Raw genomic sequence first — 14,801 nt, 5'->3', positions numbered from 1 at the left:
GGAGGGTCACCCGGATGAACAGTGGCTGATCGCGGGGGCCGGAATACGGGGCCGGAATACAGGTGGAGGGTCCACCGTTGTACGATTCAGTTCAACATTCAACTAATGACTTCAGGGCTTCGAGAGGTGAGTGCGATGCAGTTCGGGATCTTCACCGTCGGAGACGTCACGACCGACCCGACCACGGGGAAGACGCCGTCCGAGCACGAGCGGATCAAGGCGATGGTCGCCATCGCGCTCAAGGCGGAGGAGGTCGGGCTGGACGTCTTCGCGACCGGCGAGCACCACAACCCGCCGTTCGTCCCGTCGTCCCCCACGACCATGCTGGGCCACATCGCGGCCCGGACCGAGAACATCATCCTCTCTACCTCGACCACCCTCATCACGACGAACGACCCGGTGAAGATCGCCGAGGACTACGCGATGCTCCAGCACCTGGCCGACGGCCGCGTCGACCTGATGATGGGGCGCGGCAACACCGGACCGGTGTACCCGTGGTTCGGGCAGGACATCCGGCAGGGCATCCCGCTCGCCGTGGAGAACTACGCGCTGCTGCACGAGCTGTGGCGCAAGGACGTCGTGAACTGGGAGGGCAAGTTCCGTACGCCGCTCCAGAGTTTCACCGCCACACCCCGGCCGCTCGACGGTGTGCCGCCCTTCGTCTGGCACGGCTCGATCCGCAGCCCGGAGATCGCCGAGCAGGCCGCCTACTACGGAGACGGCTTCTTCGCGAACAACATCTTCTGGCCCAAGGACCACTTCAAGCGGCTGATCAAGTTCTACCGCGAGCGCTTCGCCTTCTACGGGCACGGGACGCCGCAGGAGGCGACCGTGGGGCTCGGCGGGCAGGTGTTCATGCGGAAGAACTCGCAGGACGCCGTACGTGAGTTCCGTCCGTACTTCGACAACGCGCCGGTGTACGGGCACGGCCCCTCGCTGGAGGAGTTCACCGAGGAGACGCCGCTGACCGTGGGCAGCCCGCAGGAGGTCATCGAGAAGACGCTGGCCTTCCGTGACTCCTTCGGCGACTACCAGCGTCAGCTGTTCCTGATGGACCACGCCGGCCTGCCGCTGAAGACCGTGCTCGAACAGCTCGACATCCTCGGCGAGGAGGTCGTCCCCGTCCTGCGCGAGGAATTCGCCAAGGGCCGCCCGGCCGAGGTGCCGGACGGTCCCACCCACGCGGCGCTCGTCGCCGCACGTGACGCGAGCGCGTCCGAATCGAGCAGGCCGGGCGCGGGAGCGTCCGGCGGGAAGAACACGGAGGTGACGGCATGACGCCCCTGAAGCTCGTAGCCGTGTCCGCCGGCCTCAGCCGGCCGTCGTCGACCAGGCTGCTGGCCGACCGGCTGGCCGAGGCCACCACGGCGCAGCTCCCCGACGCGGAGGTCGAGGTGCGGGTCGTCGAGGTGCGCGATCTGGCGACCGCCATCGCCAACCATCTGGTGACCGGCTTCCCGAACCCGGCCCTGCGCGACGCCATCGACGCGGTGACGGAGGCCGACGGCCTGATCGCGGTGACGCCGGTCTTCACCGCCTCGTACAGCGGGCTGTTCAAGTCGTTCTTCGACCTGATCGACAACACCGCGCTCACCGGGAAGCCCGTCCTCGTGGCGGCGACCGGCGGTACCGCACGTCACTCGCTGGTACTGGAACACGCGCTGCGCCCGCTCTTCTCCTATCTGCGGGCGGTGGTCGTCCCCACGGCCGTCTACGCGGCTTCGGAGGACTGGGGCTCGGACGGTGACGCGCAGACCGAACACCTGCCGGGGCGCATCGCGCGGGCCGGGCGGGAACTGGCCGCCCTGATGGCGGGCCGGGCCGCGGTCGGCGGCGCCGAGGACGCGTACGAGAGCATGCTGCCGTTCGCGCAGCAGCTGGCAGGCCTGCGCGCCGACCGGCCCGCGAGCGCCGGATCCGGAACGGTCCTGGGCCGGCCGGGTGACAGGCAGGACGTACTGGAATAACCCGCGGGACGGGGCGCGTTGGGGCCTCCATGACCTCTGACGCGCACGCCCGTTTCGGCAGTATCGGTATCTGGAGTTCGGCCCTGCACCCCACGGATCCCGGCCGCCGCGGCGAAGTGGACGACGCCGTGGCCGAGTTGGACGAGCTCGGTTACGGCACGATCTGGATCGGTGGCAGCCCGTCCGTCGACCAGGCGGCGCAGGTCGTCGGAGCGACCCGGCGGATCACGGTGGCGACCGGGATCCTGAGCATCTGGCAGCACCGGGCGGCCGATGTCGCGGACCGGTTCGAGCGGATCGAGAAGAGCCACCCGGGCCAGTTCGTCCTGGGGCTGGGGGTCAGTCACGACGCGCTCGCCCCGCAGTACGCGCGGCCGTATTCCGCGATGGTCTCCTACCTCGACGCGCTGGACGCCGCGGCCCACCCGGTCCCTGCGGAGCGCCGGGTACTGGCGGCGCTCGGCCCGAAGATGCTGAAGCTGTCCGCCGGGCGGGCCGCCGGCGCGCACCCCTATCTGGTCACCGCGGAGCACACGGCACAGGCCCGCTCGGCGCTCGGCCCGGACGCGCTCCTCGCGCCGGAGCTCAAGGTCGTACTCGACCCGGACCTGGACCGGGCGCGAACCGTCGCCAGGGGCACGCTCGCCATGTATCTGCAACTGCCCAACTACACCGACAACCTGGTCCGGCTCGGCTTCGACGCGAGCGACTTCACCGACGGCGGCAGCAACCGGCTCCTGGACGCGCTGTTCGCGCTGGGCGGTCCGGAAACCGTGCGGGCCCGGGTGGAAGAGTACCGGTCTGCGGGCGCGGACCATGTCGCCCTCCAGGTGCTGGAGGGCGACCGCGCTACGGACCTGCCGCGCGACGGGTGGCGCACGCTGGCATCGGTCTTCTCACTCGGCTGACCCGGCGCTTCCGGCGCGGCCCTCAGGGCTGTCGCGGGAAGGCCCGCCCGAGCTTTTCCTGCGGCCTCGCGGCCTCGTCCGCGGGGCCGCTCCCCGTGTCCGGGGCAAATGGCAGCTGCGTACAGGCTATTGACGCCTCTGTGCGACCACTCCTAAGGTCTCGACCACTTGATGCATGACGTCTGACGTCCTTCGTCAGGTGTTCTGCCAATCCCCCCTCTCGCACCAAGGAGTGTTCGAGCTGATGGCATTGACGTGGAGAGCGGCAACACCCATGCGCCGCTGGGCTGTTGGTCTGCTGGGACTGACTGCGGTGGCCGGTACCTCGCTGGTGACGACGGCCCCCGCTTCCGCCGCGACCGGCAGTCAGTCGGTCGTGGTCAGCCAGGACTGCACGAGCAGCCGGATCCGGGTGGTCCTGCTCAACCCCACCTCGGCCGCGACGACCTTCACCGTCACCTGGCCGGGCGCCGGTACCTGGACCAGCGCGGTGGCTGCCGGTGACCGCAGCGACCTGTACTTCACGAAGCCCAGTGGTACGGACTACTCGTTCCACACCACCACCCCCCAGGGGCTGGACAACACCACCGCGGGCACGCTGAACTGCAGCACGTCCATGGCCGCACAGGTGAGCACCGAGTGCCCGCGCAACACGGACGGCTCGCTGCCCGCGACCCACCGGCTCAAGCTCACCCTGGTCAACAGGTCGGACGCGGCGAAGACGTTCACCGTCGCGTGGCCGGGACGCTCCGGTTCGCCCTGGACCCGTACCGTCGCGGCGCACAGTTCGGACGACTCGCTCTACTGGACGGTGGCCAACGGCGCCGCCTACAGCCTCCACACGACGGCCACCGGCTTCGACCGCACCGAGAGCGGCACCGCGACCTGCGGCCTGGGCGTGGGTACCCCGGGGATGAACACACAGACCCTGTTCGAGGCCCGGACCAGCACCTCCGCCGGAACGCCGATCTCCGGGATGAACCGCCGGAACGCGGCCGGTACCGGGTACGAGAGCTACACCGGCACCGCGGTGTCGGTCCGTATCCCGTCGATGGCCGTCACCAACAACGGCACGATCATCGCCATGACCGACGCCCGGGTCGACTCCGCCGCCGACCTCGGCGGCGCCAGCAACAACATCCAGGTGGCGATGCGGCGCAGCACCGACGGCGGCGCCAGCTGGACCCCCGCGTCCACCGTCGCCCACACGGACACCACCACCGAGGGGTACGGGGACAGCAGCCTGCTGGTCGACCGCTCGGCCGGTCCCAACGGCAAGGTGTACGCCTTCATCAACTACGCACCCGCGCCCGGCGTCGGCTACTACGGATCCAAGGCGGGCTCCAACTCCGCGACCGACAAGACCGCGATGCACATCCGCTACATCAGCTCCACCGACAACGGCGCCACCTGGAGCGCCCCGGTCGACCTGAACCCGCAGGTCAAGAGCGTCTCGTGGGCAGGTATGTTCGCCTCGTCCGGACACGGCATCCAACTGTCGAGCGGCCGGCTGGTGCAGCCGATCGTCTACAACGAGGCGGGCGTCGACCACGCCGGCAACATCTACTCCGACGACCACGGCGTCACCTGGCACGCGGGTGCCTCGGCCGGGACCGGAGTGAACGAGAACAAGGCGATCCAGCGCAGCACCGGTCAGGTCGTACAGAACCTGCGCTCCAACAGCGGCGGCAACCGCTGGTACGCCACGGCCGCCGACACCGCCGCGGGTACCGACGTCGCGGGCGCCTTCGGCACGGCCTGGAACTCCGGTCTGATCGACCCGGGCTGCAACTCCGACGAGCTCTCCTACCTCAAGCCCACCGACGTCTCAGCGAGCGGTTACCCCACCAGGACCGCTGTCGCCCTGCAGAGCAACAACGCGTCCACCGGCCGCAGCGAGCTGACCGTACGGGTGAGCAAGGACGACGGGGTGACCTGGCCGCACCAGGTGCTGATCAAGTCCGGCGAGGCCGGCTACTCGACCACGGCGGTACTCGGCAACGGGTCGATCGGTGACCTGTACGAGATCGGCGCCACCGGCGGCATCGTGTTCAGCAGCTTCACACTCGACTGGGCCCAGCAGTCCTGACCCCGTCCCCGCACCACGCCACCGCACGAAACAGAGGAGTTGCAGCAGACATGAATCCGGCATCGGGCGGTCCGTCGCTCACTCGCAGGGCGCTGGCCGCCGTCGCGGCAGCAGGTACCGTGACCGCGCTGGCACCGGCCACCCCCGCGAGCGCCGCGACAGCGGCGACGGGCCTCCCGGTGCTGGCCGTGGGCGCCGACTGGGCGTCCGTACTGGCCGCGACCCCGCAGGTCCAGCTGGTACCCGGCGCCACCTACACCCTGTCCGCCACGGTCGAACTGCCCGACGGCTGCCGGATCGTGGGCAACGGGGCAACCGTCACCGTCACCGGGGACACGATCGGTGCGCTGAAGGCCACCGGCCGGAGCAACATCACACTCACCGGCATCACCTTCCTCGGCAGGACCGCCGACCCGCTGGGCTCGGCGGCCTCCTTCGGCCACGTCGGCCTCCGGCTGGACCGCTGCACCAACACCCGCGTCCTCGACTGCGACTTCACCCACTGGCGTGGAGCGGGGATCGCGGTCACCGGGTCGGCGAGCGACGACTACTTCGCCTACCGGTCCAAACTGCGGGGCAACACCTTCGACCGCTGCTACTTCGGCGTCTCGATCGCCGACCGCTGCGAGTACTCGGTCCTCAGCGACAACACCTTCACCTACTGCCGGCTCGCCATCTGGAACTCGTCGGGCAACTGGACGATCAACGACAACTCGGTGATGGGCTGTTACGGCGCCTACTACTCGTTCGCCCGCACCAGCCCGTACGGGTCCCTGACCTCGGACAACTGGAACCACGGAACCCTGAGCGGCAACACGTTCAACCACTCCAACGGCGGGGCGAAAGCCCTGTGGAGCGCCAACGCGGCCTTCCCGGTGGGCGGTTCGGCGCTGGATCCGGGCTCCGGCATCGTCGTGAACGGACTGCTGCCGCCGACCTTCACCGGCAACACGCTCTGGTACACCGACATCCGGGCCACCGACCTCGCGGGCACCGGCTGGCTGCTGTCCGGCTGCACCCTGTCGAACCTGACGGTCACCTGCACCGGAACCGCGCCGGTACGCGTGGTGGGGACCCAGTGCAACGGCGCCGCCAATGCGCCCGTGTTCAGCGGCCGGGTCACTGACGTACTGGCCGCTCTGGGCTGACACCGGCGGCGCCGGGAAGGAGGCGTGATCAGCCGATCAGCTCCCGCACCCAGGCGAGTTGCAGCGCCCGGTGGTGTTCACCGCCGCCCTCGTGCCCGTTGAAGCCGTAGACCTCGACCTGCTTGGGACCCGCGTACGCGTGGTAGGCGCCGAAGCAGGTCGACGGCGGGCAGATCGGGTCCATCAGCGCGATGGAGAAGAACGCGGGGGCGGTGGCGCGCGCTGCGAAGTGCACCCCGTCGAAGTACGAGAGCGTCTCGAAGACGCTCTGCGTGCGGTCCCGGTTGAGCTGGAGGTACTCGGCGATCTCGGTGTACGGGGGCATCGCGGCACGCTCCACCCCGCGGCGCATGTCGCACAGGAACGGGACGTCGGGCATCACCCCGGCCAGCCCGGGTACCAGCCCGGACACCGCGAGAGTGATGCCGCCGCCCTGGCTGACCCCGGCGACGACGATACGGTCGGGGTCGATCTCGGGGTGGCTGCGGGCGGCCTCCACGCACCGGACCGCGTCCGTGTACAGCCGCCGGTAGTAGTGCGTTTCGGGTGACTGCACGCCCCGGGTGAGGAAGCCCGGCACCGGGCCGACGCCCGAGGGGCCCTCGTCGGGGGTGCAGCCCGGGGCCGACGACCAGCCCTGACCGCGGGTGTCCATCACCAGGTGTGCGAATCCGGCCGCGGGCCAGAGCAGGTTCTCGTGGGCCAGTCCCCGGCCGCGCCCGTACCCCAGGAACTCGACCACGCAGCCCAGTCGGCGCGGCGGCCCGGCGGGAAGGCGGAGCCAGCCGCGGACCGGGGCGCCGTCGAAGCCCGGGAAGGTCACGTCGTAGACGCGTATCTGGCTGAGGCCGCTGTCCACCGGTGTGAAGACCGGCTCGACGGGCCTGGAATCGGCGAGTGTGCCGGCCCAGAAGGTGTCGAAGGCCGCTGGAGCGGTCGCTTCCGAGCGGTAGGCGAGACACTCGGCAAGTGTGAGATCCGTCAGTGGCATTCGGCACTCCTCCACAACCATGACATATGACGTCAGACGTCTTGAGGGTTGTGACGATAAGACGGGCCCGGCCCCTCGTCAAGATCAGGACGAGGGGCCGGGCCCGCAGGGGCAGGGGAAGGGGTCAGTCGGCGGCCGGAACCGCCGCCCGCGCCTCCTCGACCCGTCGCCGCACCGGCGCGTAGTGCTCGGCGATGGCGCGCGCGAAGGCGTCGACGTCACCGGCGCGGGCGGCGTCGACGATCCTGCGGTGATTGGCCACGGTCTCGGCCTCGTCCTTGCTGGTGATCACCCCGAGGTGGGGCACCACGATCGTGTAGACGTCCCAGAACGCCAGCGACAACTGCCCGATGAGTTCGTTGCCCAGCGGGGCGACCAGTAGGGCGTGGAAGGAGCGGTCGGCCTCGACGAAGCCGGTGCCGTCGCCGCTGCCGGACCGTTCCATGTCGTCGACGATCCGGTACAGCGTGTCCACGTGCTCGGTGTCCAGGGAGGCGACGATCCGCTCGGCCATGCCACGTTCGAAGAGCTCGCGCACGTCCACCAGGTCCGACATGACCTTGAAATCGTCGTCGCGGCTGAGCAGGCCGCGGAAGGTGAGTCCCTCCACCAGTGCGGACAGGCTCAGCCGTCCGACGTAGGTGCCGTGTCCGTGCCTGACCTCGACGATATCGAGCGCGTCCAGCGTCTTGACGGCCTCGCGCACGCTCGACCGGCTCGCCCCGAGTGTCGCGCTCAACTCGCTCTCGGTGGGCAGCGGGTCTCCCGGACGGAGCTTGTTGTCCAGGATGTAACGCTTGATTCCCTCGCTGACCTCCTTCCTCAGCAGGGAACGCCCCTGACGTCCTTCCAGGATTTGCCTGCTCTCCACCCCTTGACCCCTCTCCTTGTCCCAGCTACGTTCACACGTTATCAGCCATCAGACATCAGACATCGGACAAGTAAGCTCGCCCGATGCCGACGCTGTTTCGTTCCCCCGCACCAAGGAGGGCCCCGTGTCTCAGAAGACACCTGCCAGAGTCGACCGCCGTAGCTTCCTGCGCTTCGCCGGGGCGGTGGGTGCCGCCGCCGCATTCACGGGCACTCTCGCCGCCTGTGGCGGCCCCGCCTCGACGAAGGGCACCTCCGCCTCGTCGGGTGACAAGACCACGATCGAAGCCGGCATCTCGTACGCGCTGTCCACCGGCTTCGACCCGATGACCTCCTCCGGTGCCACCCCGGTGGCGGCCAACTGGCATGTCTTCGAAGGCCTGGTCGACCTCGACCCGGTCACACTGGTCGCCCGGCCCGCGCTCTCCACCAAGATGCCGACGAAGATCGACGCCACGACGTACCACGCCACACTGCGTGACGGCGCCACCTTCCACGACGGCTCGGCCGTCACGCCCGAGGACGTCGTCTTCAGCTTCGAGCGCATCCTGGACGTCAAGAACGCCTCGCTGATGGCGCAGTTCCTGCCGTTCCTGAAGAGCGTCAAGGCGGTGGACGCCAAGACCGTCGAGTTCAAGCTCAAGTACGCGTTCGCGCTCTTCCCCTCGCGCATATCGGTCGCCAAGATCGTCCCGAAGAAGATCGTCCAGGCCGACCAGAAGGGCTTCGACGCCAAGCCGGTCGGGTCCGGTCCCTACAAGCTCGTCTCCGCGACGCGCGAGGACAAGATCGTCTTCAAGAAGCACGCGGCCTACAACGGCCATTACCCGGCCAAGGCCGAGAACATGGTGTGGAACCTGGTCTCCGACGCCTCCGCCCGGGTCAGCGCCATGCAGTCCGGCCGCGTCCAGGCGATCGAGGACGTTCCCTACATCGACATGGCCGGGCTGGAGAAGAAGTCCAAGGTCGAGTCGGCGCAGTCCTTCGGCCAGCTCTTCCTGATGTTCAACTGCACCAAGGCGCCGTACACCGACAAGCGGGTCCGGCAGGCCCTGCACTACGCCCTGGACACCCAGAAGATCATCACCACCGCGATGGGCGGCGGCGCGACGGCGGCCTCCGGGTACCTGCAGACCACGCACCCCGACTACCGCAAGGCCTCCACGGTCTACACGTACGACAAGGCCAAGGCCCAGCAGCTGCTGAAGGACGCCGGCGTCAAGGGCCTCAAGGTGAAGCTGCTCCTGACCGACACCTCCTGGGTCCAGGACATCGCCCCGCTGGTCAAGGAGTGCTGGGACGCCGTGGGCGTCCAGACCACCCTGGACATCGGCCAGTCCTCCGCGCAGTACGCCAAGGTCGACCAGGGCGACTTCGAGGTGCTCGTCGCGCCCGGCGACCCCTCGGTGTTCGGCAACGACGTGGACCTGCTGATGCGCTGGTTCTACGTGGGCACCTGGCCCGAGTCCCGGTTCCACTGGTCCGGCACCGCCGAGGCCAAGAAGGTCGTCAAGCTGCTCGACGAGGCGGCGCAGGCCACCGACGAGGCGAAGCGCAAGGACCTGTGGGGGCAGGTCACGGACATCGTCGCCGAGCAGGCCCCGCTCTACCCGATCCTGCACCGCAAGCTGCCCACCGCCTGGGACGACAGCGCGCTCTCCGGCTTCAAGCCGGTTCCCACCACCGGTCTGTCCTTCCTGGACGTCGCCCGCGCCTGACCGGATCGCCGGCGCCGGGTGCACCCGGCGCCGGCCGTACCCTCCCAAACCGCAAGGAACCTCACGATGGTTGCTTTTCTCCGGCTCGCGTTGCGCCGTATCGCGATGATGCCGGTGATGATTCTCGGCATCACGCTCCTGGTCTTCGTGGTGCTTCAGTTCTCCCCGGCCGATCCGGCCTACAACGCCCTCGGAGAGAGCTCGACTGCTGCCGCCCGCGCCGCGTTCGCCGAGGCCAACGGCCTCAACGACCCGCTGCCGGTACGCTACTTCGACTTTCTGAAAGACCTGGTCCACGGCAATCTCGGCGTGACCGTGCCGCCCAGCCAGCAGGTGGCCGACCGCATCTCGGTGGCCTTCCCGCTCACCCTCCAACTCACCCTGCTGGGCCTCGTGCTGGCCGTCGTCCTCGCGGTGCTCCTGGGTGTGACCGGCGCCGTCTTCCGTGACCGGTGGCCCGACCAGCTGATCCGCGTGCTGTCCATGGCGGGTGTCGCGGTGCCTTCGTTCTGGCTCGGGGTCCTGCTGATCCAGCAGTTCGCCCTGCGCTCCCCGATCTTTCCCACCGGGGGGTACATCAGTCCAGCGGACTCCTTCAGCGGGTGGCTGAAGTGCATGACGCTGCCCGCGATCTCCCTCGCCGTCCCGGTGGCAGCCTCGCTGGCCCGGCTGATCCGTACCTCGATGGTCACCGAACTGGACCGTGACTACGTACGCACCGCCACCGGCAACGGCCTGCCGCGCCTGCTCGTCATCCGCGGTGTCCTGCGCAACGCGCTCGTCACCCCGCTGACCGTGCTCGGCATCAAGGTCGGATATCTGCTCAGCGGCGCGGTCGTCATCGAGGCGATCTTCGACCTTCCGGGCATGGGCAAGCTGATCCTCGAAGGCGTCACCGGCGGGGACGTGGCGCTGGTGCAGGGCACTGTCCTCACGATCGCCATCGCGTTCCTTGTCGTCAACGTCATCGTCGACCTGCTCTACCTGCTGGTCAACCCGCGTATCAGGACGGTGTGACATGTTCACTGGCCGCATCGGCCTCGCCAAGAGGCTGTCCCGCCCCGGCATCCGCTTCCGCTCCCTGCCGGTCACTTCACGCATCGCCCTCGGCCTGCTCGTCGTTGTCGTGCTCGCCGCGATCTTCGCACCCCTGGTCGCCTCCGACCCGCTCGCCACCGGGATGCCTGCTCAGTCACCCAGCGGTGACCACTGGTTCGGCACCGACCGGGTGGGCCGCGACATCTTCGCACGCGTCGTCTACGGCGCCCGGTACTCACTGATGATCGGACTCGGCGCCACAGCCGTCGCCGTCGTACTCGGCGCGGTCATCGGCTCGTTCGCCGCCACGTCGCGCAAGTGGGGCGACGAATCGGTGATGCGGACCCTGGACATCGTCATGTCCTTCCCGCCGATCGCGCTGGCCGCCGTGCTCGTCACGGTCTTCGGCTCCAGCGTGCCCGTCCTGATCTTCACCATCGCCTTCGTGTACGTCCCGTCGCTGGCCCGCGTGGTCCGCGCCAACGTGCTCTCCCAGTACGGCGAGGACTACGTCGCCGCCGAGAAGGTCATCGGCGCCCGCCGCAGCTACATCGTGCGACGCCACGTGGCGGTCAACTGCGCCGCGCCCGTCATGGTGTTCGCCACCGTGCTCGTCGCCGAAGCCATCATCTTCGAGGCCAGCCTGTCCTTCATCGGCGCCGGTGTGCAGGACCCCGAACCCAGCTGGGGCAACGTCCTCTCCTACGGCCGGCAGATCCTGCTGTCCGGCGGCTGGTGGGCCACCCTCTTCCCCGGGCTCGTCCTGCTGATCACCGTACTGGCCCTCAACATCCTCTCCGAGGGCCTCACCGACGCCTCAGCCGCGCCCGGCGGGGCCAGGGCCGACCAGGTCGATCCCGCAGCCACCGCCGCGGTCGGCGCCGCCCCCGCGCCCACGCCGGCCGGGCAGGAGACGGTCGAAGACCCGGACGGACAGGCCGTATCGGGTGCCGCGGCCGACGGCCTCGCGCAACAGGCCGTGGACCAGGACACCGTGAACGAGGCCTTGGCGGCGCTCGCCGCCCAGGTGCTGCGTACCCCGTCGCGGATCACCCCCGTACCGGACACCGCGGCCGAGCTGCTGGCCGTGAAGGATCTGGCCATCCGCTTCCCGGACCGCTACGGCGACGTCAAGGTCGTGGACGGCATCTCCTTCACCGTCCACGAGGGCGAAACCCTTGGACTGGTCGGCGAGTCCGGGTGCGGCAAGAGCATCACCAGCCTCGCCGTCATGGGCCTGCTGGCGCGCAACGCCGAGGTCAGCGGGGCCATCGAGTACCGCGGCCGGGACCTGCTCACGATGAACCCCAAGGAGCGCCGCTCCCTGGCGGGACCCGAGATCGCGATGGTCTACCAGGACGCGCTCTCCTCGCTCAACCCGTCCGTACTGGTCGGGACCCAGCTCAAGCAGCTCACCTCACGCGGCGGCACCAAGACCCCCGCGGAACTGCTCGAACTGGTCGGTCTCGCACCGGAACGCACCCTCCGCAGCTACCCGCACGAGCTCTCCGGCGGCCAGCGCCAGCGCGTGCTGATCGCCATGGCGCTCTCCCGTAGCCCCCGGCTGCTGATCGCCGACGAACCGACCACCGCGCTCGACGTCACCGTGCAGGCCCAGGTCGTCGAACTCCTGGTCCAGCTGCGCGACGAACTCGGCTTCGCCATGGTCCTGGTCTCCCACGACCTGGCACTGGTCGGCGACCTCGCGCACCGCATCGCGGTGATGTACGCGGGCCAGATCGCCGAAGTGGGCGCCACCCGGCCGCTGCTGACCGATCCCGCGCACCACTACAGCCGCGGACTGCTGGGCTCGGTGACCTCACTGGAGACCGGCGCGGAACGCCTGCACCAGATCAAGGGAGTGGTCCCCGCCCCGAAGTACTTCGGGACCGGCTGCCGCTTCGCCTCCAGGTGCCCGGCGGCCACCGAGCTCTGCCGCACCACGCCCCCTGCCCTGACCGACCGCAGCGCGGACGACCACGGCTTCGCCTGTCACCACCCGGCGGTCCCCGCGCTGCTGGAGAAGAGTGCCCGATGATCCAGCTCGAAGGCGTACACGTCCGCCACCGCGCCCGCAGCGGCGGCCTGTTCCACCGCGACTCCGTCCACGCCCTGACCGACGCCACCCTGCAGGTCGAACGCGGCGAGATCGTCGGCCTGGTGGGTGAGTCCGGCTGCGGGAAGTCCACGCTGGCCCGGGTCCTCACCGGACTGCAGAAGCCCACCGAAGGGCGCATGCTCTTCCGTGGCGAGGACCTCTGGGAGATCCCCGCGGCACGGCGGCGGCGCGAATTCGGCTCGGCCGTGGGCGTCGTCTTCCAGGACCCCGCCACCGCGCTCAACCCCCGGATGTCCGTGGGCCGGATCCTGCGCGACCCGCTGGACGTGCATCAGCGCGGCACGGTCCAGGAACGCGAGGAGCGGGTCGAGGAACTCCTCGATCTGGTCGGCCTGCCGGGGCACACCCTGCGGGCACTGCCCAGCCAGCTCTCCGGGGGCCAGCGGCAGCGTGTCGCCATCGCGCGCGCACTCGCCCTGGAACCGGAGCTGATCGTCGCCGACGAACCCACCAGCGCGCTCGACGTGTCGGTCCGTGCCCAGGTGCTCAACCTGCTCATGGACCTGCGGGCCCGCCTCGGCCTCGGCATGGTGTTCATCTCCCACGACATCCAGACGGTGCGCTATCTCTCCGACCGTCTCGCCGTGCTCTACCTCGGCCGGATCGTCGAACAGGGCACCGCGTCGGCCGTCGCCTCGGCACCCGCACATCCGTACACCGAGGCGCTGCTGTCAGCGACCCCCAGCCTGCTGACGACCACCGAGCGCATCGTCCTGACCGGGCCGGTGCCCTCGGCGACCAACCCGCCGACCGGCTGCCCTTTCCGTACGCGCTGCTGGAAGGCGGAGGACGACTGCGCCACGGTCTTCCCCGTGGCCACCGGCCCCGACGAGCACCGCTGGCACTGCGTCCACCCCCAGCCGGCCGTGGCGAACACGGCCGCCGCACTCCCCGACACCACCGCAAGGAGCACGTCTTGACCCCCCGCACGCCCCGCATCCACGGAGTCGTTCCCCCCGTCGTCACCCCGCTCCTGCCCGACGGGCAGGTCGACACCGACTCCCTGGAAAAGCTGGTCGCCTTCCTGATCGACGGGGGAGTGAACGGCCTGTTCGCTCTCGGCAGTTCCGGCGAGGTCGCCTACCTCACCGACCAGCAGCAGGCCACTGTCCTCGACGTGATCGTCGGCGCGGCCGGCGGTCAGGTGCCCGTCCTCGCCGGAGTCATCGAGACCACCACCAACAAGGTCGTCGAACGCGCCGAGGCCGCGGCCCGCCAGGGCGTCGACGCCCTGGTCGCCACCGCCCCCTTCTACACCCGCACCCACGCCACCGAGATCGACCGGCACTTCCGGCTGATCTCCGCGGCCGTGGACCTGCCCCTCTTCGCGTACGACATCCCCGTCTGCGTCAACAACAAGCTGGACCGCTCACTGATCCTGTCGCTGGCCAAGGACGGCGTGCTGGCCGGCGTCAAGGACTCCAGCGGCGACGACGTGGCGTTCCGCCGGCTGGCCATCGACCTGAAGGAGATGCCCGAATTCGCCCTGCTGACCGGGCACGAGGTCGTGGTCGACGCCATGCTGCTCGGCGGCGCCGACGGATCCGTACCGGGTCTCGGCAACGTCGACCCGCACGGCTACCGGCGTCTGCACGACGCGGCCGACCGCGGCGACTGGGTGGCCGCCAAGGCCGAACAGGACCGGCTGGCCGAGCTGTTCGACATCGTCTTCGTCGCCGACCCGGCCACCTCGTCCGGGACCTCCGCCGGCCTCGGCGCGTTCAAGACCGCGCTCCAGGTGCGCGGCATCATCGCCCACAACACCGTCAGCCCGCCCATGCGCCGCCTGGACGAGCAGGAGACCAGGGCGATCGCCGGGATCCTGGACCGGGCCGGCCTGAAGTAGCAGCGCTGTCCCAGGGGTCCGTGGGCGCGGTCGCGCGCGGACCCCTGGGACGATCCGCGCCGTGTCCGGCCCCGGCGCACGTCGCGGATGCCGGGGCCGGACACCAC

General features: G+C 69.7%; 12 protein-coding genes. 10 read left to right on the top strand and 2 right to left on the bottom strand.

Annotated elements, in window-relative coordinates; translation table 11 throughout:
- Positions 1 to 135 precede the first annotated feature (135 nt).
- From NBY69_RS10280 to NBY69_RS10260, 5 genes are all read left to right on the top strand, one after another.
- A complete protein-coding gene (locus tag NBY69_RS10280; protein ID WP_250300202.1) occupies positions 136 to 1,278 on the top strand; it encodes an LLM class flavin-dependent oxidoreductase in 1,143 nt (380 codons plus the stop codon).
- Positions 1,275 to 1,967, top strand: a complete 693-nt coding sequence (locus tag NBY69_RS10275; RefSeq protein WP_250300199.1) for an FMN reductase — start codon at positions 1,275 to 1,277, stop codon at positions 1,965 to 1,967. Before NBY69_RS10280 ends, NBY69_RS10275 begins: the two co-directional genes overlap by 4 nt.
- Before the next feature lie 29 nt (positions 1,968 to 1,996).
- The gene (locus NBY69_RS10270) at positions 1,997 to 2,875 is read left to right on the top strand and encodes an LLM class F420-dependent oxidoreductase (protein WP_250300197.1); all 879 of its coding nucleotides are present in this window, start codon (positions 1,997 to 1,999) and stop codon (positions 2,873 to 2,875) included.
- 244 nt (positions 2,876 to 3,119) lie between these two features.
- Entirely contained in the window at positions 3,120 to 4,964 is a 1,845-nt protein-coding gene (locus NBY69_RS10265; RefSeq protein WP_250300195.1) for an exo-alpha-sialidase, read from the top strand.
- A 50-nt stretch (positions 4,965 to 5,014) separates the two neighbouring features.
- Positions 5,015 to 6,112, top strand: coding sequence for a right-handed parallel beta-helix repeat-containing protein (locus NBY69_RS10260; RefSeq protein WP_250300193.1), 1,098 nt, complete (start codon positions 5,015 to 5,017; stop codon positions 6,110 to 6,112).
- Positions 6,113 to 6,140: 28 nt separating this feature from the next.
- Here NBY69_RS10260 and NBY69_RS10255 read toward each other — a convergent pair whose 3' ends face one another.
- A complete protein-coding gene (locus NBY69_RS10255; RefSeq protein WP_250300191.1) occupies positions 6,141 to 7,103 on the bottom strand; it encodes an acetylxylan esterase in 963 nt (320 codons plus the stop codon).
- Positions 7,104 to 7,227: 124 nt separating this feature from the next.
- Complete coding sequence (locus NBY69_RS10250) at positions 7,228 to 7,974, bottom strand: FadR/GntR family transcriptional regulator (RefSeq protein ID WP_374211253.1); 747 nt, start codon at positions 7,972 to 7,974, stop codon at positions 7,228 to 7,230.
- Between the two features lie 124 nt (positions 7,975 to 8,098).
- On the opposite strand from NBY69_RS10250, the gene NBY69_RS10245 reads away from it, so the two are divergent.
- The 5 genes from NBY69_RS10245 (at position 8,099) to NBY69_RS10225 (ending at position 14,694) form a co-directional block, all read left to right on the top strand.
- Positions 8,099 to 9,691 carry an ABC transporter substrate-binding protein gene (locus NBY69_RS10245; RefSeq protein WP_250300189.1) on the top strand — a complete coding sequence of 531 codons (1,593 nt, stop codon included), beginning with the start codon at positions 8,099 to 8,101 and terminating at the stop codon, positions 9,689 to 9,691.
- Between the two features lie 66 nt (positions 9,692 to 9,757).
- Entirely contained in the window at positions 9,758 to 10,708 is a 951-nt protein-coding gene (locus NBY69_RS10240; RefSeq protein ID WP_250300187.1) for an ABC transporter permease, read from the top strand.
- Between the two features lies 1 nt (position 10,709).
- Entirely contained in the window at positions 10,710 to 12,767 is a 2,058-nt protein-coding gene (locus NBY69_RS10235) for a dipeptide/oligopeptide/nickel ABC transporter permease/ATP-binding protein (protein ID WP_250300185.1), read from the top strand.
- The gene (locus NBY69_RS10230; protein WP_250300183.1) at positions 12,764 to 13,768 is read left to right on the top strand and encodes an ABC transporter ATP-binding protein; all 1,005 of its coding nucleotides are present in this window, start codon (positions 12,764 to 12,766) and stop codon (positions 13,766 to 13,768) included. The genes NBY69_RS10235 and NBY69_RS10230 overlap by 4 nt, the downstream gene beginning before the upstream one ends.
- Entirely contained in the window at positions 13,765 to 14,694 is a 930-nt protein-coding gene (locus NBY69_RS10225; protein ID WP_250300181.1) for a dihydrodipicolinate synthase family protein, read from the top strand. Before NBY69_RS10230 ends, NBY69_RS10225 begins: the two co-directional genes overlap by 4 nt.
- The last annotated feature ends 107 nt before the right edge of the window (positions 14,695 to 14,801 follow it).

This window comes from Streptomyces sp. A 4/2, from assembly GCF_940670765.1.
GTDB lineage: Bacteria > Actinomycetota > Actinomycetes > Streptomycetales > Streptomycetaceae > Streptomyces.
Note: the sequence above shows the minus strand (reverse complement) of the source record. Positions and strands in the feature narration are given on the sequence as shown.

Coding starts and splice junctions, on each gene's coding strand:
- NBY69_RS10240 (WP_250300187.1), top strand. CDS start 9,758: ATGGTTGCTTTTCTCCGGCTCGCGTTGCGCCGTATCGCGATGATGCCG.
- NBY69_RS10265 (WP_250300195.1), top strand. CDS start 3,120: ATGGCATTGACGTGGAGAGCGGCAACACCCATGCGCCGCTGGGCTGTT.
- NBY69_RS10235 (WP_250300185.1), top strand. CDS start 10,710: ATGTTCACTGGCCGCATCGGCCTCGCCAAGAGGCTGTCCCGCCCCGGC.
- NBY69_RS10255 (WP_250300191.1), bottom strand. CDS start 7,103: ATGCCACTGACGGATCTCACACTTGCCGAGTGTCTCGCCTACCGCTCG.
- NBY69_RS10270 (WP_250300197.1), top strand. CDS start 1,997: ATGACCTCTGACGCGCACGCCCGTTTCGGCAGTATCGGTATCTGGAGT.
- NBY69_RS10280 (WP_250300202.1), top strand. CDS start 136: ATGCAGTTCGGGATCTTCACCGTCGGAGACGTCACGACCGACCCGACC.
- NBY69_RS10260 (WP_250300193.1), top strand. CDS start 5,015: ATGAATCCGGCATCGGGCGGTCCGTCGCTCACTCGCAGGGCGCTGGCC.
- NBY69_RS10275 (WP_250300199.1), top strand. CDS start 1,275: ATGACGCCCCTGAAGCTCGTAGCCGTGTCCGCCGGCCTCAGCCGGCCG.
- NBY69_RS10230 (WP_250300183.1), top strand. CDS start 12,764: ATGATCCAGCTCGAAGGCGTACACGTCCGCCACCGCGCCCGCAGCGGC.